Origin of the sequence: Pseudomonas sp. GL-R-19, assembly GCF_019956375.1 — a bacterium.
Taxonomy (GTDB): domain Bacteria; phylum Pseudomonadota; class Gammaproteobacteria; order Pseudomonadales; family Pseudomonadaceae; genus Aquipseudomonas.
On the sequence record NZ_JAHBDJ010000041.1, the window covers coordinates 1 to 18,813 of the forward strand.

Sequence of the window (18,813 nt, forward strand, 5' to 3'; positions counted from 1 at the left end):
GCGAAAAGCCGCAGCCGACAGTTACGCGCCTTGGAACACAAGGCGCGCAAGCTGGGCATGCAGTTGGTGATGGCTGGATAATTTTTAGAGCAAAAACAATGGGTTATTTTTTGTTTGATAAGAGCTGGCGCAGCCTGCGATCTTTTGATCTTCGCCATCCACCCCAAATTTCAGGCAAAAAAAATCCCAGGCAGCTGATGGACGCCTGGGATCTAAAAATGCATAAACCGTGGTGGTGAACGCGGCGCGGATATTACGGAATATTTCGGCCTGTAACAAGATATTTTTATTCACTATCCAGTTACTAATCCTTCTAACCCCTTCAATATCCACATGTTTTCTAAGGGCGACTACAGGAACCAGCGATACTCCCGCGCGCTGATGTCATGCAGAAATGCCAGATGATCCTGACGTTTGTTTTCGCAATAGACGTCCACAAACTCCGCCCCCAAGCCTTCGCGCAGCGGTGAATGACTTTGCATGGATTGCACCGCTTCGAGCATTTCCAACGGAAAATCGATGCCACTGCTGCGGTCTTCGTTGAGTGGTGCAATCGGCTCGCGCTCCCCTTCCAGGCCTTGCTCCAGTCCCACCAGAATCGCCGCCAACGCCAGATACGGATTGGCATCGGCGCCCGCCAGGCGATGTTCGATGCGCAGGTTCTTGATGTCCGACTCCGGAATGCGCAAGCAGGCATCGCGATCCTCGAAACCCCAACTGGCGCGGGACGCGACGTTCACCGTGGCGCTCAAGCGGCGCATGGCGTTGTGGTTCGGGGCAAAGATCGGCATGCAGTGCGGCAACACGTCCAGGCAACCGGCCACCGCATGGCGCAGCGCCCGCTGGCCGTTCGCCGCCAGCAGGTTGTTGCCGGCCTGGTCATACAGGCTGACATGCACGTGCATGCCGCTGCCGGGGTGCTGCAAGTAGGGTTTGGCCATGAAGCTGGCGCGGTAGTTGTGCTTGAGCGCCACGCCCCGGGTGCTGCGACAGAACAGGGCGGCCCAGTCGGCGGCGCGCAGGCCGTCATCGCAATGGCCGAAGTTGATTTCGAACTGGCCTGGGCCGAGTTCGGCGGTGATCACCGTGGCATCGACGCCCTGGGCTCGCGCGGTCTCGACCATTTCATCGAGCACCGGGGCGAAGCGCGACAAGCGTTCGATGTGCATGTTCGGCTGATCGTCGGCATCGCCGGTCAACTCATCACGGGGGAACTGCGGCAAGCCGTTCTTCAGGTGACTGTCGAACAGGTAGAACTCCAGCTCGAAGGCCACCACCGGGAAAATGCCCTTGCGCTTGAGTCGCTCCAGCACCCGCGCCAGCACTTCACGGGGTTCGAATTCGATGGGTTTTTCGGTGCCGTCGGAGGTGATCAGCATCTGGCCCAGAGGCTGCTTTTCCCAGGTCACCCGCTTCAAGGTGCCGGGCACCAAACGGCGCAGCGCATCCGGGTCACCATCGTTGAAGCAGTAATCACCGATCTTGAACAACCCGCCCTGGGTGCCGAGCAGCACGCAGTTCTGCGGCAGCTTCAGTGCACTGCCGGCAGCGACTTTTTCCAGCATCTCGATCGGGTAGCGCTTGCCGTAGAAATGCCCCGGAATGTCCAGGGAGATCAGGTCGACATAACGCACTTCGGGGTTGCAGTGGCGGAAGTTGCGAACCTCGGCCAGCAGTTCAGAGCACACAGCATCCATCGATTTATTCCTTGTTGTTCTCAGGTGTAAACCCAAAGCACACGGGTCAGTTGATCGGACAGGTTGCCGTAGCGGCAGTGCGCATGGCTGGCCAGTTGAAAGCTGTCGCCTTGGCGCAAGGTCACCGGTTCGTTGTCGTCGAGCCACAGGGTCAGCTCCCCTTCGAGGACGTAACCGCCCTGCTCCGAGCTGTCCTTCATGTGCCGGTCGCCGCTGCTGGCGCCGGGTTCGAGCTGGCTTTCGAGCATCGAAAAGGACGCACGCATTTTTGGCGAAACGAGGATGTCGGTGATGCCGTCGGCGTAGTACAGCGTGCGGCGCTCGTCCGGGCGGGTGACCCAGGACAAGGCCATGGGTTTGGGCAGGCTGTAGAAATAGGTGGTCGGCACCCCCAGGGTTTCGCTGATGGCGGTCAGGTCTGCCACCGTCGGGCGCGACAGGCCGCGCTCGACCTGGGACAGAAAACCGACGGAGCGGCCGATTTTGTCCGCCAGCTCCTTGAGGGTGTACTTTTTGTGTTTGCGCAGGTCCTGGATCAGGATCGCCAGCGCCGAGATTTCTTCTTGCATGTCCATCTAAAGGCTTCCAGAAAGTGTCGCTTCAAATGCTGTCGCGCAGTCGATACCAGGCCTTGCCGATGGCTTCCAGCGGCGCGGCCAGGTATTTTCCGCCGGGAAAACTGCCGTTGTTCAGGCCCTGATACAGGGACAGCTCGTCGGGCTGACCGAGTATCGCGTCGGACACCGCCCGTGCCGCGGCCAGTGTCGGCAGCACGCCATGCCCGGAATACCCCTGCATCCAGTACAGATCGCCCCGGCGGCCGATATCCGGCGTGCGCTTGAGGGTCAGGTCGATGTGTCCGCCCCAGGCAAACTCCAGATCGACGCCGGTGAGTTGCGGGAACACGCGCTCCAGGAACGGCCGGGTCGCCGCGGCGATGTCCTTGGGCATCCCGCCCAGGTAAGTGCAACCGCCGCCGAACAACAGGCGGTTATCCGGGGTGCGCCGGAAATAATCGAGCACGAACTGGTTGTCGGTCACGCACACGTTGCTCGGCAGCAGCGCCGTGGCCTGGTCCTTGGTGAGCGGCGCAGTCGCGACCTGATAGGTCCCGACCGGCAACACGCAACTCGCCAGTTGCGGGTCGAGCCGGTCTAGGTAGGCGTTGCACGCCAGCACCAGCACATCGGCGCGAATACGACCGCGTTCGGTCGTCACCACAAACCCGTCGCCCTCCTCGCCATAGCTCAGCGCCTTGCTTTGCTCGTGGATGCGGCCACCGGCCCGCTCGATCGCATCGGCAAGGCCCAGGGCCAGTTTCAACGGATTCAAATGCCCGCCCTCGGGGTCGAACAGGCCGGCCTGATAACGCTTGCTGGCCACCCACTCCGGCAACTGTTGCCGTGGAATGAATTGCAGTTTGTCGTGCCCCCATTTGTGGCTGGCCTCGTGTTGCCACTCCGTCAGCAAGCCGACCCGACGCGGCATCACCGAGGTCCAGAGATGGCCGGCGCGGTAGTCGCAATCGAACCCATGGCGGCCGGGCAAATCACGCAGTTCGCGCGCAGCCCAGCGCATGCCGTCCCACAGTCGCCGTGCCCGTTCGTAACCCAGCGCCGCTTCCAGCGGTGGCATGTCGCACGACCAGCCGAGAATCGCCTGCCCGCCATTACGCCCGGACGCGGCCCAGGCCACCCGGCTGGCTTCCAGCAAGGTCACGCGCTTGCCGGCCAGCGCCAGGCGCAAAGCCGTGTGCAATCCACTGAAACCGGCCCCGATGATCAGCACTTCGGTGTCGTGCTCACCTTCCAGTGCAGCTCGATCGACCAGACGATCGGCGCAGGTGTGGGCGTAGTAGCTGGCGACATGCCGGGTGGATTGCTGAAACATACGGCCTCGTGAAATTTTGTATTTTTAATTTCATGAAAAAATACACGGTAAATTTCATACAGGCAATCAACGCGTAAAAAATCCCGCTCAGGCCAACCCGAGCGGGATTTTTTTATTCAGACGCGATGTTCGAATCAATCAGGCCACAGGAATCATCGGATCCGCCGAAGCCAATGCAGCGACACGATCAGCCGCTGGCGGGTAGATCCACTGGGTATTGATCTGAGTCTTCAGCGCCTTGGCTTCATGCTTGACCAACTTGACCTGACGATCCCAACCCTCGGTGTACACCGCGCCCCAGGCGCCCAGATCGAGGCAGGTCACGTATTTCGGCTGGCTGTACGGCGTCGGGTCGACACCGAGGATCTGCGCGGCGACGTTGTTGCCGGCGTGACGACCCAGCGAAATAGCGTGCTGACAGGTCATCAAGGCGTAGTTGCCGATCTCGTCACTGGCCGCATAGGCAACGTCGCCGGTGGCGAAGATGTCGTCCTGGCCGATGACTTTCAGGTGTGCGTCGACATGCAGACGGCCCAGGTGATCGCGCTCGGCCGGAATCTGCTCGGTCAGGGAGCTGGCTCGAACGCCGGTGGTCCAGACCACGGTGTTTGCGTCGATGCGAGCACCGTCGGACAGGGTCACGCCATTGGCATCGACCGACACCACCGAGGCCTTCAAGTGCCATTTCACGCCGGTCGCCACGCTGGCCTCGACGATCGATTCGGCGATTTCCTCACCCATCGAGCCGCCAATTTTATCGCCACGGTCAACGATGATCACATTGATGTCGGCACGGTCGCCGAAGATGGCCCGCAGGCGGGTCGGCATTTCAGTCGCCGTTTCGATCCCGGTGAAACCGCCACCGGCCACCACCACGGTGTTGCGTGCCGTGCTTTCGGGCTGATTGGCCAGCGCCTTGAGGTGGTTTTCCAGACGCACGGCCTGTTCGATCTGATCGACATCGAACGCGTGTTCGGCCACGCCCGGGGTGTTCGGCGAAGCCAGGCGACTGCCGGTGGCCAGAACGAGTTTGTCGTAGCTGCAGACTTGTCGGGCACCTGTGGCATCGACATAGCCGACCTGTTTTTGCCCGACGTCGATAGTCTGCGCCGCGCCCTTGATGAACTTGACCCCTACGGCATCGAACAGGTCGCCGATCGGCGCGGCCAGTTGGTGGGCGTTCGGCTCGTAGAAGCGCGGACGCACACGCAGCTCGGCCTGGGGAGCCAGCACGGTCACTGCAACGTCGTTGTGGCCGTGAATGTCGAACAGGCGGGTGGCACTCAAAGCGGTCCACATGCCACCGAAACCTGCGCCGATTACCAGAATGTGCTGCTTCATTTTTGACTCCTGGGGGGAATGACCAAACGTTGAAAATCGTTGAGGGGTTCAAGGATCGCCGTCGGGTTGTACCCGGATGAACGCCTGCCACTGCGACCGAACAACTACGACTGTATTGATCCTAGTTAAAACCTGCAACAGGTTTTTACCGAGGGTCACCATCGAAAAACCCGACCCCTGAGCTGAACACCCTGTATTCAGCGCATCAGAACAGCGTTAGCAGTCATGAAAAAAGATTGATCGAGGAGGGATTCGTTGCCTGACTTGCTGTCGGCTGCTAGAATTTGCGACTAATTCAGTCGGAGATTTGCATGTCTCTTTACAGCGCGGGTGTCGAATACGGCATCCACTGCCTGCTTTTTCTGGTGGGTAATGGCGGCGACTCGCGCGAAGCGAGCGTGCGCGACCTTGCCGATCTGCAGGGTGTCCCCCAGGACTATCTGGCGAAAATCTTCACCAAGCTGGCCAAGGCCAGACTGGTGGCCGCCACCGAAGGCATGCGCGGCGGCTTCAAGCTGGCCCGGCCCGCTGACGAAATCACCTTGCTGGATATCGTCAACGCCATCGACGGCCGCAAATCGATTTTCGATTGTCGGGAGATCCGTGGCCGTTGCGCCGTGTTTGACGGCACCCCGCCTGAATGGGCATTGGAAGGACTGTGCGCGATCCATGGCGCGATGATGGTTGCGCAAAAACGTATGGAAGAGGCCTTGGCCCAACAGACCATCCTCGACATCGCCAGGAAATTCGGGCGCAAAGCCCCGCCGGAATTCGGCGTAAAAGTGGAAAGCTGGATGAACGAGCGTCGGGAACGCAAAAGTGCCGCCCAGGCGGACGAGCACATCATCCCGACCACCAACCTTTCAGACTGATTCACAAAAAAAAACCGGATGCACGTCAGGCATCCGGTCTTTTTCTTCCTTCACTCTCTCGCGCTTACAAGCAATCATGCACGATTTTGCGCAGGTCGCCGGATTTGGCCCAAGGTGGCCCCTGATACAGCGATATCCGGCTGCCGTCCTTGTACTTCACGATATCCAGCACTTCGTCGGCCGTGATCACGCTGGGCGCGGTGATGCGGTATCCGTTGGATATCGAAACCTGGGTGGTATTGGAGACTTCCTTTTGCCAGGCCGGCAACACGCACGCCGCATACTCTTTTGGCGCCTTCGTGCTGTGCTTGCTGACATTCGGCTCGCCCGGTACCAGCGATGCTGGCAATGAACACCCGGCCAGCAATGCCAGCGCGACTCCCCCCATCAACATCCGCATGCTGCTTCCTTTAATTCCAAATAAGAAAATGTAGCTTGCCGTCGTCCTTACATCCACCCCAACGATTCAGCGACAGTCATTGATATCGCTTCCCTCGTTTAGTTCCTTGGGTTCGGATAAACCATCCATCTTTCTTGGGCAGGACAGCGTACTTTCTCGTTCACTTTTAATTCCCGACCAAAGGAAACCCCGCGGATTCAGACGAATACAACATCCGTCGCGGTAAACAGGTCTAAAATTTCGGTGTGCAGAGTTCAGGAGGTCATCATGTGGCTTAACGAATCGGAACAGGAACTTCGGCGTGATCTGCAAGGGCTTGCGTCAGATTTGCGCTGGTCGGCAGTGGAACTATTGCGCATCGAGGAGCAATTGCGCCTGCTCGGGAGCGAAGCCGACGCGCAAGCCGTGCAAAGACTGTGTTCTTTATTTCAGGGTGATGAAGAAAAACTGTCCGGCTATGCCGAGGAAGTGAAAGCCAAGGTCATTAGCCGCAACAAGGCTCAATAGCGGGAGCGCTGCCATGAACAGGCCTCTATTCACGCTGGTTGTCGCACTGACCGCGTTGGCAGGCTGCAGCACCAACTCGATCTACCAGGACCAGCCGCTGGTCGCGAAAGTCAACACCGGCATGAGCCAGGAGCAAGTCCGGCAAATCGGCGGCCAGCCCTTGTCGGTCACTGATCGTACCGTCGAACCCGGTACGTGCTTTGACTACAAACTGACTCAGTCCGGCCATCAACAAGCTTACAATGTCAGCTTTGACGGCCGGGGCATCGTCGACCACAAAAGCTTTATGACGTGCGCGGAATGGAGCCACATGCAGCAAAAGGCCCGGGAACCCTCCCGCCCCAGCGGAGGCGGTGGCTACTAGCGCCCTTAAGGGCTTTTTTGTAGGAGCGAGCTTGCTCGCGATGGACTCCAGCGCGCCGCGTTTAGCCAGTAAATACGCGTTATCGTTAACGACCATCGCGAGCAAGCTCGCTCCTACAGGAGATTACCGGAGCACCGGGGCTTCGGGCTTGACTTCACTTTGCTTGATGGCTTTTCGCAGGCCTGCCGGCACGAGCCCTGTAGCCGGGCAGTGACGCGGCAAACGCCAGTGCTTCTTCCCGACTGTCAAATGAACCCAGTCGGTCACCCTGGGTACATACCCGCCAAGGCCCATTGCTCACTCTGAGTACGTCATAGCCGTTCATGTGCATTTTGTTCAGAATCGGAACGCTCATAGTCACCTCCTCCTGGGCAGTGATATCAGGTTGGCTTGCTTACCTTACACCCGCCCTTCTCCAAAATACCGACCAGATATCGCCATGAAGATTCCCGAATCCGGTTGAACCTGGATCCTAACCCTTGGCCAACGCCGTCGCCGCCCTGTCGATCAATGCCGCCACTTCGGCGGGCATCGACGCCAGGGACGCATGGCTGGCAGTCAAGGTCAGAATCTCCCGGGCGTTCAGCCGCTCGGCCATCCATTGCTGGTTTTGTGGAGCGATCATCCGGTCCCCGGTCGAAATCTGATACCACGATGGTTTTTTCTTCCAGGCCACCGTGCCAACAGTGTCACCGAAGGTACTCGCCAGCGGTGCTTTCTGGGTGAGGCCCATGACCAACCCTTCGGTCGCCGGCAGGTCCTGACAGAAGCTTTCGTGATAGAGCTCTGGCTTGACCCACAGGTAACCGTCGCTATCGGGCGCCAGGTTGGCCGCCGCCGCTGGCAGATGCCGTTGCGTGATGCCACCGGGGCTTTCACCGGCATCCGGCGCGAACGCGGCGATATACACCAGGCCAACCACATTCGGCAAATCACCCGCTTCAGTGATTACCGCACCGCCATAGGAATGCCCCACCAGCAACACCGGCCCCGGCACCTGGGCGACCATCTTGCGCGTACGCTCGGCATCCTCGGCCAGCGAAGTCAGCGGTAACTCGACGGCACGAATGTGCGTGTCACCCCGGCTGAGCAATTTGACGATGACCTTGTTCCAGTGGGCAGCGCCGCCCCAAAAACCATGGACCAGCACGATCGTGGGTTTGTCACTCATCACCAAGACTCCGTTGTTTGCCGATGGGGTTGTCTGTCGTTCGCCTCAGCCCTGATCGCCGCCGCCCACGGGCATGACCATGCCGGTGATATAGGACGCTTCGTCGCTGGCCAGAAACAGAATAGCCCCCGCCTGCTCATCCAGGGTGCCGTAGCGTTTCATCAAACTGCTGTCGAGGGTCTGGTCGACGATCTGCTGGTACCAGAGCTTTTCCTGCTCACTCTGCTCGGCACCGTTGCGGGGTATACGTCGCGGCGGTGCTTCGGTGCCGCCAGGTGCAGTGGCGTTGACCCGCACGCCACGACCGGCGGTTTCGAATGCCAGACAAGCGGTCAATGCATTGACCCCACCCTTTGCCGCACCGTAGGGCACGCGATTGAGGCTGCGGGTGGCGATGGAGGATACGTTGACGATCGCCCCGCTGCCCTGCTCCAGCATGAACGGCAGCGCCGCATGGCAGCACCACAAGGTCGGGAACAGCGAACGGCGAACCTCGGCCTCGATCTGCGACGCTTCATAGTGCTCGAACGGCTTGGCCCAGATCGTCCCGCCGACGTTATTGACCAGCACGTCGAGGCGATCGAAGCGCTCGACGGCGGTATGCATCACCCGACAGCATTCCTCGTATTGTTCAAGATCAGCGGTCAGGGCCAGCACCTGGGTGGTCGCGGCCAGTTGTTGCTGGACTTCGAACACCAGGTCGGAGCGGTCCACCAGGATCAGCTTCGCCCCTTCCGCGGCCATGCGCTCAGCCACCCGCCGCCCGATGCCTTGGGCAGCGCCGGTGATCAGTGCGACTTTTTCGTGAAATCTGTTCATGTGTACCTCATGACGACGGATGCCCATAAACCTGTAGGAGCGAGCTTGCTCGCGATGGTCGTTAACGATAACGCGTGTTTTCTGAATAGACGCGGCGCTCAGAAGAACTTCGCGAGCAAGCTCGCTCCTACAGGGAATTTTTTGCCGAGGGCGGTATTCGAGTACACCCTCGCTATCACTTCGCGATTTATGCCGCGCTGGCAGCAAATTTTTCGTAGTAAAAGTTGGCAGGCGCGATGCCTTGCTCGCGGATGAACCGGCTGACGGCCTCGACCATCGGCGGCGGGCCGCACAGGTAGACGTCGACGTCGCCATCGTTCAAATGCTTCGGCTCGATGTGCTGGGTCACGTAGCCCTTGAGCGGGTGCTGGCTCTCGGGGCTGGCGACGCAGGCGCTGAAGGTGAAGTTGGGAATGCGCGCGGCGAAGGCTTCGAGGCGGTCGATTTCCACCAGGTCGAAATCGTGGGTCACGCCGTAGATCAGATGCAGCGGATGATCGCTGCCCTGCTCGGCGATCTTCTCCAGCATCGCGGTGAACGGCGCCAGCCCGGTGCCACCGGCCAGCAGCAACAGCGGCCGACGGATGTCCCGCAGGTAAAAGCTGCCCAAGGGACCGGCCAGGCTCATGCTGTCACCGGCCTTGGCCATGCCGGTCAGGAAGCTGCTCATCAAGCCGCCGGGCACGTTGCGGATCAGGAAACTGACCTCACCGTCGCGCTGCAACGAGCTGAACGAATAGGCGCGGGTCTGTTCGCTGCCGGGAATCCCCAGGTTCACGTACTGCCCCGGCAGGAACGCCAGCTTGCTCAAGGAATCGCCCTTGATCGACAGCGCGATGGTGCTGTCGGACAACTGGCGCACGGCGCTGATGGTGGCCTCAAAGCTGGCCTGACGGGTGCGGCAGACTTCGGAGGATGTCGGCACCCGTACCACGCAATCGCTTTGGGCGCGCATCTGGCAGGTCAGGACAAAACCCTGCTCGGCCTCTGCAGGGCTGAGGGCGTCTTCGATGTATTCCTCACCCAGATCGTAGGTGCCGGCTTCGGCAAAACACTTGCAGGTGCCACAGGCACCGTCGCGGCAGTCCAGCGGAATGTTGATGCCCTGGCGGTACGCGGCATCGGCCACGGTTTCGCCGACATTAGCGTCGATGAATCGGGTGACGCCGTCTTCAAAGTTGAATGCAATCGAATGAGTCATGACGGCCGCCTCACAGGTGGTAAACATCGATGACCTGACGAACGTAGTCGTTCTTCAGGATCACTTTCTTGGCCTTGATCAACGGGTTTTCACCGCGCACGTCGAGGGTGTAGAAACTGCTGCCGAAATAGCTGTCGACGGTCTTGTAGCGAAAACTCAGGGTGTGCCAGTTGAAGCGCACCTTGCACAGTCCGTCGGCCTGTTCGAGCAGCTCGATGTTGCTGATGTTGTGGGAGGTGCGGGTGTCCGGCACGCTGGCGCTGGAGCGCTCGGTCTTGATGCGAAAGATGCGGTCTTCAAGGCCGGTGCGATTGCCGTACCAGATCAGCGAGATTTCCCGCTGCGGGTCCTCGGTCAATTCATCGTTGTCGTCCCAGGACGGCATCCAGTACGTCGCGTCCGGGGCGTACAGCTCCAGCCATTCGTCCCACTGCCGGTCGTCGAGGTAGCGTGCTTCGCGGTAGAGGAAATCGCGCACGCTGTCGTAGGTGATGGTCATTGCACGTCCTCCACGGCGATCAGTTTCGACTGCTCATCAGCCAGGGCCTTGAGCATGGTCTGCTGCCAATACTTGTGTTGCAGCACGAACAGGCCTTCGTCTTCGGTGCGTACGCCGCTGAGCAGCGGGTGCAGATCGATCTCTTTGGCGGCTTCGTCTGCACCTTCGATCCAGTGCTCGGCGCCACGGGACATGTCGTTCCAGGTGGTGACGCTGCCCTGATAGCTGGTCTGGCAGGAACGGAATTCCTCCAGGTCGTCCGGCGTGGCCATGCCGCTGACGTTGAAAAAATCTTCGTACTGGCGAATGCGACTCGAACGGGCGTGGTCGCTCTCGCCCTTGGGGGCGATGCAGTAGATGGTGATTTCCGTGCGGTTGACCGAGATCGGCCGGGCGATGCGGATCTGCGAGCTGAACTGGTCCATCAGGTACACGTTGGGGTACAGGCACAGATTGCGCGAATTCTCGATCATCCAGTCGGCGCGGGCCTTGCCGAAGTCTTGCGCCAGCTCATCGCGGCGCTCGTACAGCGGACGGTCCTCGGGGTTGGCCCAACGGGTCCAGAGCAGCATGTGGCCCTTGTCGAAGGAATAGAAACCACCACCCTGCTTGGCCCAGCTGCCGGCGCTCATGGTCGGATTGCTGTCGCCGGCCTCGCGCTGCTTGCGCTGGTTCTGGGTGGCCGCGTAGTTCCAGTGCACGGAGCTGACGTGGTAGCCGTCGGCGCCGTTTTCGGCGGTGAGTTTCCAGTTGCCTTCGTAGATGTAGCTCGAAGAACCCCGCAGCACTTCCAGGCCATCAGGCGACTGGTCGACGATCATGTCGATAATCTTCGCCGACTCGCCCAGGTGTTCAACCAGTGGCAAAACGTCGGCTTTCAGGCTGCCGAACAGGAAGCCACGATAGGACTCGAAACGCGCGACGCGGGTCAGGTCGTGGGAGCCTTCGCAGTTGAAGCTCGCCGGGTAGCCGGCGTTGGCCGGATCCTTGACCTTGAGCAGCTTGCCGGAGTTGTTGAAAGTCCAGCCGTGGAACGGGCAGGTGTAGGAGCTCTTGTTGCCGGACTTGTGTCGGCACAGGGTCGCGCCGCGGTGGCTGCAGGCATTGATGAAGGCGTTGAGTACACCGTCCTTGTTGCGCGCAATGAAGATCGACTGGCGCCCCATGGTGGTGGTGTAGAAATCGTTGATGTTGGGGATCTGGCTTTCATGTGCCAGGTAGAGCCAGTTGCCCTCGAAGATGTGCTGCATCTCCAGGTCGAACAACCGGGGGTCGGTGAACATTTCGCGCTTGCAGCGATAGAGGCCCTGCTCGGGATCGTCTTCAAGCAGGGAAAGCAAATATTCGGGTCGCAGGGACATGGCCGCCGCCTCCATTGTTATTGTTCAGGCAGGGCCATGCTAGGACGGGGGGGCAGGCTGGAGTATCCGCGGGGTGCAGACCTTTATCCGTTTTGTGCAGGGAGTCAGCGTTGTGTCAGGCGACATCAATGCTGAATGTACCGACCTCTTCGCGAGCAGGCTCGCTCCCACAGGGGATCACCGGCAATCACGGATTTGTGAACGACAGAAATCCAATGTGGGAGCGAGCCTGCTCGCGATGGCGTCGGATCAGGCGACATGAATCTGCCGGCCTCAATGCCGGCGCTTGAGGGTATCGGACGGCAACTCGCCGAACTGCTTGCGGTAGCTGTCGGAAAACCGGCCCAGGTGCAGGAAGCCGTAGTCCATCGCCACTTCTGTGATGTTGCGCACGTTGCAGGTCGGGTCGTTCAGGCAGGCGTTGATGCGTTCCAGGCGTTTCTGGCGCAGGTAGTTTTTCGGCGTAAGGCCGGCATTGCGTTCGAACAGGCCATACAACGAACGCAAGCTCATGTGCGCCTGGCGCGCCAGTTCCTCGCTGTCGATGTCCCGCTTGAGATTGCTCGCGATATAGTCGGCAATCGCCTCGAACGTGGCCGTCTGCGAGCCCAAGTCGAGGCGACAGACGTTGGTTTTCATCAGGCTGAGCATCTTGTTGACGATGATCTGCGTGTAATGCTCCTGCACTCTGGGGATCTGCTCGGTGGATTCGGCCTCTTGGCAGATCATCGCCAACAGGTTGACGAAACCTTCCAGTTCATTGAGCTGATAACGGTTTTCCAGAAACCGCACGCCCTGCCCCGGATAGCGCCAGCGCTGCTCATCGCAGACCGATTCAAACAAGCGGGTCGGGACTTTGAGGATGAATTTTTCGCAATCGGCGGAATACGTCAGGTCCACCGGATCGTCAGGATTGATCAGCAGCAATTCGCCAGGGGCGAAGTAATGTTCCTGGCCGTGGCCACGCCACAGGCAATTGCCGCGCAGCAGCACCTGCAGGTGATAGATGTTCTCCAGTGCGCCCGACGTCACCCGCACACTGGCGCCGTAGCTGATGCGGCACAGGTCGAGGCTGGCGAACTTGCGATGGTCGAGACTGGCCAGTGGACTGCCGGCGCGGGGCATGAGAATGCAGTGGTTGCCGACATGCTGATTGACGTAGCCCGACACCGCATAAGGGTCGGCATGGTCGAATACTCTGCTGCGCTGACTCAACAGTTGCGCTTGCATCATCGGGTCACTCTCATTGTTGTTATAGGTTGCGTCGGGCCATTCTAGAACCGAAACACTTGTAGGAGCGAGCCTGCTCGCGATGGACTTAAGAACGCCGCGTTTAGCCAGCAAACACGCGTTATCGTTAACGACCATCGCGAGCAAGCTCGCTCCTACAAAGGATTGTGCTATCAGTCCGCGAGTGCGCGAACCCGCTCGTGGCGCTGTTGCTCTTCAGGCTGGGCGGTCGACTGCAGGGTGAAGTCGAACTCGATTTCGGCAAAGCGACCGCTCACACCATGGGCCGCCGCGCGCTGCTCATCATCGCTGAAGGTGATCTTGGCGATCAGCTCGTCACGGGTGGCGTAGGCGAAATCGTCGTGCAGGTACTGATCGACGTCGAGGTTGATCTGGGTGGTCAGGTGGCGATGATCCGGCGCGGAAATGAAGAAGTGAATGTGCGCCGGGCGCTGGCCATGACGGCCCAGTTGATCGAGCAGTTGCTGGGTCGGACCGTCCGGTGGGCAGCCGTAGCCCGACGGCACGATGCTACGCAAACGATAGCGGCCTTCGGCGTCGGTCACGATGCGGCGGCGCAGGTTGAACTCCGATTGCGTGGTATCGAAGTACGAGTAGGTGCCACCGGTATTGGCGTGCCAGACGTCGACCACGGCGCCAGCCAAAGGTTCGCCAGCTGTGTTGAACACGCGGCCTTGCATGAACAGGGTCACGCCCGGATCGACGCCATCGTCGAGTCGCGCTTCGCCTTGCGACAGCGGCGCACCGGCCACGTACAGCGGGCCTTCGATGGTGCGGGGCGTGCCGCCGGACTTACCGGCCTGTTCGTCTTCGGCGTCCATCAACAGGTCGAGGTAATGCTCCAGCCCGACACCGGCCACCAGCAGCCCGGCTTCCTGGCGCGCGCCCAGCACGTTGAGGTAGTTGACGGCTTTCCAGAATTCTTCCGGGGTCACGGCCAGGTCTTCGATGATGTTCACCGAATCACGCAGGATGCGGTACACCAGCGCCTTGGTTCGTGGGTTGCCGGCGTCGTTGAGCAGGCCGCTGGCTTCTTCGAGAAATTTCTGGACTTCGGCAGTGTGGGAAATCTTGACGTTCATTTTGAAGGGTTCCTCATCTTGTAATTATTAGCGTAGCGCGCTGAACAGGCTGGGCTCAGCGGTCATCGTCACGGATGGAAGAAGGATGACGGCACATCGCGTCGATCTCGATGGCCATGTACGGAAACAGTGGCAATTGCATCAGCAGGTCATGCAGTTCCTGAACGCTGTCGACATCGAACACGCTGTAGTTGGCGTAGTGACCGGCGATGCGCCACAGGTGGCGCCACTTGCCCAGCTCCTGCAGGCGCTGGGCCAGGGCTTTTTCGTCAGCCTTGAGTTTGGCGGCTGCCTGCGGGTTCATGTCGACCGGCAGGTTCACGGTCATTTTTACGTGGAACAGCATAATGCTCTCCTCAGGCTTGATGAATGGCAGTCGATGTCTTGTCGCGGCGGAAGAACGCCAGGCGTTCTTCATCCAGGCTCAGGCCCAGACCCGGTGTTTTCGGTACGTGCAGTTCAAAATCGCGATACACCAGCGGTTCGCTGAGAATGTCTTCGGTCAGCAGCAACGGGCCGAACAGCTCGGTGTCCCACGCCAGTTTGTTCAGGGTGACGAAGGCATGGGCCGAGGCCATGGTGCCCAAGCCACCTTCAAGCATGGTGCCGCCGTACAGGGCGATGCCGGCTGCTTCGGCGATGGCGGCGGTGCGCAATACAGCGCGTGGGCCACCGTTCTTGGCGATTTTCAGGGCGAACACCGAGGCCGCACCTTCGCGGGCCAGGTTGAACGCATCTTCCACGCATTCGATGGATTCGTCGGCCATGATCGGCGCCGGGCTCATGGCGTTGAGGCGGGCCATGCCGGCGCGGTTGTTGCGCGAGATCGGTTGCTCGATCAGGTCGATACCGTTGGTACCGAGGATTCGGCAGGCACGTATTGCGACGGCTTCGTCCCACGCCTGGTTGACGTCGACCCGCACACTGGCACGATCGCCCAGGGCTTTTTTGATGGCGATGACGTGGGCCAGATCGCGATTGACCTCGCCGGCACCGATCTTCAGTTTGAAAATGCGGTGGCGGCGCAGGTCGAGCATTTTTTCCGCTTCGGCGATGTCTTTTGCGGTGTCGCCGCTGGCCAGGGTCCAGGCCACGGGCAGCGCGTCGCGAACCCGGCCGCCTAGCAATTCGCTCACTGGCAGGCCGAGACGTTTGCCCTGGGCGTCGAGCAGCGCGGTTTCGATACCGGATTTGGCGAAGGTGTTGCCACGGATGCTGCGCTCCAGACGCAACATGGCGGCATTGACATTGCCGCTGTCCTGGCCGATCAACAACGGTGCGAAGTGCGTGTCGATGTTGGTCTTGATGCTGTCCGGGCTTTCATTGCCGTAGGCCAGGCCACCGATGGTGGTGGATTCGCCGATGCCTTCGATGCCGTCGGCGCAACGCACGCGAATGATCACCAGGGTCTGGTTCTGCATGGTGTGCATCGCCAGCTTGTGCGGGCGGATGGTCGGCAGATCGACGATGATCGTCTCGATCGACTCAATGGCGGTTGCTAGCATTTCGATACCCATCAGGTTCTTGGAGTTCTGGAATCGATTCTCGTACGGCTTTTTTCCTGAAGCCAATATAGAATTGGTCTGGCTTGATACCTTAAAGGTATGCAACCGATCCGCGTCTGGAGGCTCCATGGAACTGCGTCACCTGCGTTATTTCCAGGTATTGGCTCAAACCCTCAACTTCACCCGCGCCGCAGAGCTGTTGCACATCGCCCAACCGCCCCTGAGCCGGCAGATCCAGCAACTGGAGGACGAACTGGGGGTGATGCTGCTGGAGCGCGGCCGACCGCTGAAGTTGACCGACGCCGGGCGGTTTTTCCATGAGCACTCCACCGCCCTGCTCGAACAACTGAACAAGGTCTGCGACAACACGCGGCGTATCGGGTTGGGTGAAAAGACCTGGCTGGGGATCGGCTTTGCGCCGTCGACACTGTACGGCGTGCTGCCGGAACTGATCCGGCGGTTACGCAGTGGCGAGCCGCTGGAGCTGGAGCTGGGGCTGTCGGAAATGACCACGTTGCAACAGGTGCAGGCGCTCAAGGCCGGACGCATCGACATCGGTTTCGGCCGGATCCGCATCGACGACCCGGCCATCGTCCAGACCGTGCTCACCGAAGACCGCCTGGTTGCCGCCCTGCCCGCCGGGCACCCGCTGCTCGCCGGTCCCATCAGCCTGCGGGAGCTGGCAAAGGAACCCTTTGTGCTGTACCCCGGCAACCCACGGCCGAGTTACGCCGACCATGTGATTGCCCTGTTCGAGTCCTATGGCGTGCGCATCCACGTCGCGCAATGGACCAACGAGCTGCAAACGGCGATCGGCCTGGTGGGGGCAGGCATCGGGGTCACGCTGGTGCCCGCCTCGGTGCAGTTGCTGCACCGCGACGACATCGGCTTCACCCCGCTGCTGGAAGACAACGCCACCTCGCCGATCATTCTCAGTCGACGGGTGGGCGATGTGTCGCCGGGGTTGAACCATTGTTTGCGGATGATTGATGAGCTATTGCCACAAGATTAAACGGTGATTACCTGTAGGAGCTGCCGCAGCTCCTACCGGGAATTGCTGTTCCAGATCCAGTTCCAGAACCCCGGCAACTCGACCGGCTGCGAATCGTCGCGCACGGTTCGCGCCATGGCCGCCCGCAGTAACGCGGCCTGATCCTCGTAAAACGGCTTGTCCGCGGTTTGCACTCCGGTCTCCCGGGCGCTGTCGAGCAGAATCTGCAGGTACTCACGGGTATGCCGGGCGGTATAACGGTTGAGGTCGTGGAAGGTCACCACCACCGGAATCACCCCATCGACCACCGGCAGTTCGCCGCGGGCAATGCGTTCGCGGACCTCGGACATCGAACGCAGCATGTGCGACCGGCGTCGGGGGCTGGCGTTGAAGCCCCAGATCTTGCCGTCATTGGCGCTCAAGTCCGTCAACAGCACATGCAGGCCATGCCGCTGATAAGCGGCGAAGGTGCGTTTGTCGTAGTTCCAGAATGGCGGGCGCAGCAAGGTTGGGGGGGCGCCGGTGATCGCCGCGATGTCGGCGCTGCCATCGGTCAGGGACTGCTCCAGCTCCTGGGGCTCCAGCGAGCGATGATTGGTGTGCCAGGGCGTGGCGGTGTGGAAACCCAGGATATGACCTTCGGCGTGTTCGCGGCGCATGATGTCCCGGCCCAGCTCGCTGCCGCCAGCCCGCGGTGCGCGGGTTTGCACGAAGAACACGGCTTTGATGCCCGGTTGCAGCGGGTTTTGCGCCAGGCTCTCGAGCACCGTCACGGTCGGATTCCACCAACTCGATGCACTGGGACCGTCATCGAAGGTCAGCAGAAAGCGGATGGGGGGTTGCTCGTGCAAACGCTGTTCAGTCTGCGCAGTCATTTCGATCGGTGCTGCGATGCACCCCAGCAGACCCACTGCCAAGGCGCACACCGTTAAACACTTGAACAATTGTTTCATCTTTTGCCTTGGGCCAGACCATCACGGTCGATACTTCAACTGGCAGGAATCCTTCGCCCGTTCATCCGTCGTTGGCCCGCATCGAGACGGCGGGCCGAGGTTGGATAAGGTACACAGAGTTTGGTTCCAGTGCTTGCCAGGCCCGTTTCGTCGCCACCAACTAAACTGAAAAAAATGCTCAACCTGGGTGTCAGGCCATGTGCGGACGACTGTCGCAATACCGCGGAATCCACGACTTCGTGGCGGTGCTGAGCATCCCCGACGCGCTGATCAACCGCGTCGGTAACGAGCCCCTGGCGCACTACAACGCCGCGCCCACCACGCCACTCGCCCTGCTGCATCTGGAGAACGAGCGGCTGCACGCCGACCTGGTGCGCTGGGGTTGGCGACCGCACTGGGCGACGGATCGCACGGAACCGGTCAATGCCCGGGTCGAGAAAGTCGCCCATGGCCCGTACTTTCGGGCGATCTGGCCCCATCGCGCGATCTGCCCGATTGATAACTGGTTCGAATGGGTCGACGCCGGTGACGGCAACAAACAACCGTGGTTGATCCGGCGACGCAATCGGGCGCCGGTTTTCTGCGCGGCGATCGGTCAATACCCCATCGGCGGAGCCCCCCACAGGGAGCACGACGGTTTCGTCATCCTGACGGCCGACAGCGCCGGTGGCATGCTCGATGTGCATGACCGGCGACCGGTGGTGTTCTCGCCCGAACTGGCGCGGGAATGGCTGGACCCGGCCACGCCCAAGGAACGAGCCGAGGAAATGGCGTTATCCCAGGGCGAGGCCAGTAACGTATTTGAGTGGTACAAGGTCGACAAGGCCGTTGGCAATGTCAGGAACCAGGGCGCCGCGCTGATCAAGGAAATTCCATGAACCTGTCAATGACGACAAAGCCCCACTCAAT

The 18,813-nt window shown here is 60.4% G+C and carries 22 protein-coding genes; 6 read left to right on the forward strand and 16 right to left on the reverse strand.

Annotated elements, in window-relative coordinates; genetic code table 11:
* A partial coding sequence (locus tag KGA83_RS20260) for a hypothetical protein (RefSeq protein WP_223530658.1) occupies positions 1-239 on the forward strand: 239 nt, incomplete at its 5' end.
* Between the two features lie 111 nt (positions 240-350).
* Here KGA83_RS20260 and KGA83_RS20265 read toward each other — a convergent pair.
* The 4 genes from KGA83_RS20265 to KGA83_RS20280 all read right to left on the reverse strand — a co-directional run bounded on the left by KGA83_RS20265 (position 351) and on the right by KGA83_RS20280 (position 4,928).
* Positions 351-1,697, reverse strand: coding sequence for a glutamine synthetase family protein (locus KGA83_RS20265; protein ID WP_108218039.1), 1,347 nt, complete (start codon positions 1,695-1,697; stop codon positions 351-353).
* A gap of 20 nt (positions 1,698-1,717) precedes the next feature.
* Entirely contained in the window at positions 1,718-2,272 is a 555-nt protein-coding gene (locus KGA83_RS20270; protein ID WP_223530660.1) for a helix-turn-helix domain-containing protein, read from the reverse strand.
* A 25-nt stretch (positions 2,273-2,297) separates the two neighbouring features.
* Entirely contained in the window at positions 2,298-3,587 is a 1,290-nt protein-coding gene (locus KGA83_RS20275; protein ID WP_108218038.1) for an NAD(P)/FAD-dependent oxidoreductase, read from the reverse strand.
* 138 nt (positions 3,588-3,725) lie between these two features.
* Positions 3,726-4,928 (reverse strand): NAD(P)/FAD-dependent oxidoreductase, encoded by a 1,203-nt coding sequence (locus tag KGA83_RS20280; protein ID WP_223530662.1) that lies wholly within the window; start codon positions 4,926-4,928, stop codon positions 3,726-3,728.
* Positions 4,929-5,239: 311 nt separating this feature from the next.
* Between KGA83_RS20280 and KGA83_RS20285 the strand changes: the two genes are divergently transcribed.
* Positions 5,240-5,800 (forward strand): RrF2 family transcriptional regulator, encoded by a 561-nt coding sequence (locus tag KGA83_RS20285; protein WP_223530664.1) that lies wholly within the window; start codon positions 5,240-5,242, stop codon positions 5,798-5,800.
* Positions 5,801-5,864: 64 nt separating this feature from the next.
* Here KGA83_RS20285 and KGA83_RS20290 read toward each other — a convergent pair whose 3' ends face one another.
* Positions 5,865-6,200 (reverse strand): hypothetical protein, encoded by a 336-nt coding sequence (locus KGA83_RS20290; protein WP_108218035.1) that lies wholly within the window; start codon positions 6,198-6,200, stop codon positions 5,865-5,867.
* 267 nt (positions 6,201-6,467) lie between these two features.
* Between KGA83_RS20290 and KGA83_RS20295 the strand changes: the two genes are divergently transcribed.
* Together KGA83_RS20295 and osmE are read left to right on the forward strand one after the other, a co-directional pair.
* Complete coding sequence (locus KGA83_RS20295) at positions 6,468-6,707, forward strand: hypothetical protein (protein ID WP_108218034.1); 240 nt, start codon at positions 6,468-6,470, stop codon at positions 6,705-6,707.
* A gap of 13 nt (positions 6,708-6,720) precedes the next feature.
* Positions 6,721-7,071: an osmotically-inducible lipoprotein OsmE gene (osmE, locus tag KGA83_RS20300; protein ID WP_108218033.1), complete on the forward strand. Its 351-nt coding sequence runs from the start codon at positions 6,721-6,723 to the stop codon at positions 7,069-7,071.
* Positions 7,072-7,225: 154 nt separating this feature from the next.
* Here the strand turns inward: osmE and KGA83_RS20305 are convergent, their stop codons facing one another.
* The 10 genes from KGA83_RS20305 to KGA83_RS20350 all read right to left on the reverse strand — a co-directional run bounded on the left by KGA83_RS20305 (position 7,226) and on the right by KGA83_RS20350 (position 15,960).
* Entirely contained in the window at positions 7,226-7,426 is a 201-nt protein-coding gene (locus KGA83_RS20305) for a DUF2188 domain-containing protein (protein WP_108218032.1), read from the reverse strand.
* 117 nt (positions 7,427-7,543) lie between these two features.
* On the reverse strand, positions 7,544-8,242 hold the full coding sequence (locus KGA83_RS20310; protein WP_108218031.1) for an alpha/beta hydrolase: 699 nt from the start codon (positions 8,240-8,242) through the stop codon (positions 7,544-7,546).
* A gap of 45 nt (positions 8,243-8,287) precedes the next feature.
* Positions 8,288-9,061 (reverse strand): 1,6-dihydroxycyclohexa-2,4-diene-1-carboxylate dehydrogenase, encoded by a 774-nt coding sequence (locus tag KGA83_RS20315; protein WP_223530666.1) that lies wholly within the window; start codon positions 9,059-9,061, stop codon positions 8,288-8,290.
* 187 nt (positions 9,062-9,248) lie between these two features.
* The gene (benC, locus tag KGA83_RS20320) at positions 9,249-10,262 is read right to left on the reverse strand and encodes a benzoate 1,2-dioxygenase electron transfer component BenC (RefSeq protein ID WP_223530668.1); all 1,014 of its coding nucleotides are present in this window, start codon (positions 10,260-10,262) and stop codon (positions 9,249-9,251) included.
* Between the two features lie 10 nt (positions 10,263-10,272).
* Positions 10,273-10,761 (reverse strand): benzoate 1,2-dioxygenase small subunit, encoded by a 489-nt coding sequence (gene benB, locus KGA83_RS20325; RefSeq protein ID WP_108218028.1) that lies wholly within the window; start codon positions 10,759-10,761, stop codon positions 10,273-10,275.
* Complete coding sequence (gene benA / locus KGA83_RS20330; RefSeq protein ID WP_108218027.1) at positions 10,758-12,122, reverse strand: benzoate 1,2-dioxygenase large subunit; 1,365 nt, start codon at positions 12,120-12,122, stop codon at positions 10,758-10,760. Before benA ends, benB begins: the two co-directional genes overlap by 4 nt.
* Before the next feature lie 273 nt (positions 12,123-12,395).
* A complete protein-coding gene (locus tag KGA83_RS20335) occupies positions 12,396-13,355 on the reverse strand; it encodes an AraC family transcriptional regulator (protein WP_108218026.1) in 960 nt (319 codons plus the stop codon).
* A 170-nt stretch (positions 13,356-13,525) separates the two neighbouring features.
* Positions 13,526-14,455, reverse strand: coding sequence for a catechol 1,2-dioxygenase (gene catA / locus KGA83_RS20340; RefSeq protein ID WP_223530670.1), 930 nt, complete (start codon positions 14,453-14,455; stop codon positions 13,526-13,528).
* Between the two features lie 55 nt (positions 14,456-14,510).
* Entirely contained in the window at positions 14,511-14,801 is a 291-nt protein-coding gene (gene catC / locus KGA83_RS20345; RefSeq protein WP_108218024.1) for a muconolactone Delta-isomerase, read from the reverse strand.
* Between the two features lie 10 nt (positions 14,802-14,811).
* Positions 14,812-15,960: a muconate cycloisomerase family protein gene (locus KGA83_RS20350; RefSeq protein ID WP_177413234.1), complete on the reverse strand. Its 1,149-nt coding sequence runs from the start codon at positions 15,958-15,960 to the stop codon at positions 14,812-14,814.
* Between the two features lie 127 nt (positions 15,961-16,087).
* Between KGA83_RS20350 and KGA83_RS20355 the strand changes: the two genes are divergently transcribed.
* The gene (locus KGA83_RS20355) at positions 16,088-16,972 is read left to right on the forward strand and encodes a LysR family transcriptional regulator (RefSeq protein ID WP_223530672.1); all 885 of its coding nucleotides are present in this window, start codon (positions 16,088-16,090) and stop codon (positions 16,970-16,972) included.
* A 32-nt stretch (positions 16,973-17,004) separates the two neighbouring features.
* On the opposite strand, the gene KGA83_RS20360 is transcribed toward KGA83_RS20355, so the two are convergent.
* Positions 17,005-17,904, reverse strand: coding sequence for a polysaccharide deacetylase family protein (locus KGA83_RS20360; protein ID WP_223530673.1), 900 nt, complete (start codon positions 17,902-17,904; stop codon positions 17,005-17,007).
* A 197-nt stretch (positions 17,905-18,101) separates the two neighbouring features.
* On the opposite strand from KGA83_RS20360, the gene KGA83_RS20365 reads away from it, so the two are divergent.
* Complete coding sequence (locus KGA83_RS20365; protein ID WP_108218021.1) at positions 18,102-18,782, forward strand: SOS response-associated peptidase family protein; 681 nt, start codon at positions 18,102-18,104, stop codon at positions 18,780-18,782.
* Positions 18,783-18,813 lie beyond the last annotated feature (31 nt).

Coding starts and splice junctions, on each gene's coding strand:
- KGA83_RS20265 (WP_108218039.1), bottom strand. CDS start 1,697: ATGGATGCTGTGTGCTCTGAACTGCTGGCCGAGGTTCGCAACTTCCGC.
- KGA83_RS20270 (WP_223530660.1), bottom strand. CDS start 2,272: ATGGACATGCAAGAAGAAATCTCGGCGCTGGCGATCCTGATCCAGGAC.
- KGA83_RS20275 (WP_108218038.1), bottom strand. CDS start 3,587: ATGTTTCAGCAATCCACCCGGCATGTCGCCAGCTACTACGCCCACACC.
- KGA83_RS20280 (WP_223530662.1), bottom strand. CDS start 4,928: ATGAAGCAGCACATTCTGGTAATCGGCGCAGGTTTCGGTGGCATGTGG.
- KGA83_RS20285 (WP_223530664.1), top strand. CDS start 5,240: ATGTCTCTTTACAGCGCGGGTGTCGAATACGGCATCCACTGCCTGCTT.
- KGA83_RS20290 (WP_108218035.1), bottom strand. CDS start 6,200: ATGCGGATGTTGATGGGGGGAGTCGCGCTGGCATTGCTGGCCGGGTGT.
- KGA83_RS20295 (WP_108218034.1), top strand. CDS start 6,468: ATGTGGCTTAACGAATCGGAACAGGAACTTCGGCGTGATCTGCAAGGG.
- osmE (WP_108218033.1), top strand. CDS start 6,721: ATGAACAGGCCTCTATTCACGCTGGTTGTCGCACTGACCGCGTTGGCA.
- KGA83_RS20305 (WP_108218032.1), bottom strand. CDS start 7,426: ATGAGCGTTCCGATTCTGAACAAAATGCACATGAACGGCTATGACGTA.
- KGA83_RS20310 (WP_108218031.1), bottom strand. CDS start 8,242: ATGAGTGACAAACCCACGATCGTGCTGGTCCATGGTTTTTGGGGCGGC.
- KGA83_RS20315 (WP_223530666.1), bottom strand. CDS start 9,061: ATGAACAGATTTCACGAAAAAGTCGCACTGATCACCGGCGCTGCCCAA.
- benC (WP_223530668.1), bottom strand. CDS start 10,262: ATGACTCATTCGATTGCATTCAACTTTGAAGACGGCGTCACCCGATTC.
- benB (WP_108218028.1), bottom strand. CDS start 10,761: ATGACCATCACCTACGACAGCGTGCGCGATTTCCTCTACCGCGAAGCA.
- benA (WP_108218027.1), bottom strand. CDS start 12,122: ATGTCCCTGCGACCCGAATATTTGCTTTCCCTGCTTGAAGACGATCCC.
- KGA83_RS20335 (WP_108218026.1), bottom strand. CDS start 13,355: ATGATGCAAGCGCAACTGTTGAGTCAGCGCAGCAGAGTATTCGACCAT.
- catA (WP_223530670.1), bottom strand. CDS start 14,455: ATGAACGTCAAGATTTCCCACACTGCCGAAGTCCAGAAATTTCTCGAA.
- catC (WP_108218024.1), bottom strand. CDS start 14,801: ATGCTGTTCCACGTAAAAATGACCGTGAACCTGCCGGTCGACATGAAC.
- KGA83_RS20350 (WP_177413234.1), bottom strand. CDS start 15,960: ATGCTAGCAACCGCCATTGAGTCGATCGAGACGATCATCGTCGATCTG.
- KGA83_RS20355 (WP_223530672.1), top strand. CDS start 16,088: ATGGAACTGCGTCACCTGCGTTATTTCCAGGTATTGGCTCAAACCCTC.
- KGA83_RS20360 (WP_223530673.1), bottom strand. CDS start 17,904: ATGAAACAATTGTTCAAGTGTTTAACGGTGTGCGCCTTGGCAGTGGGT.
- KGA83_RS20365 (WP_108218021.1), top strand. CDS start 18,102: ATGTGCGGACGACTGTCGCAATACCGCGGAATCCACGACTTCGTGGCG.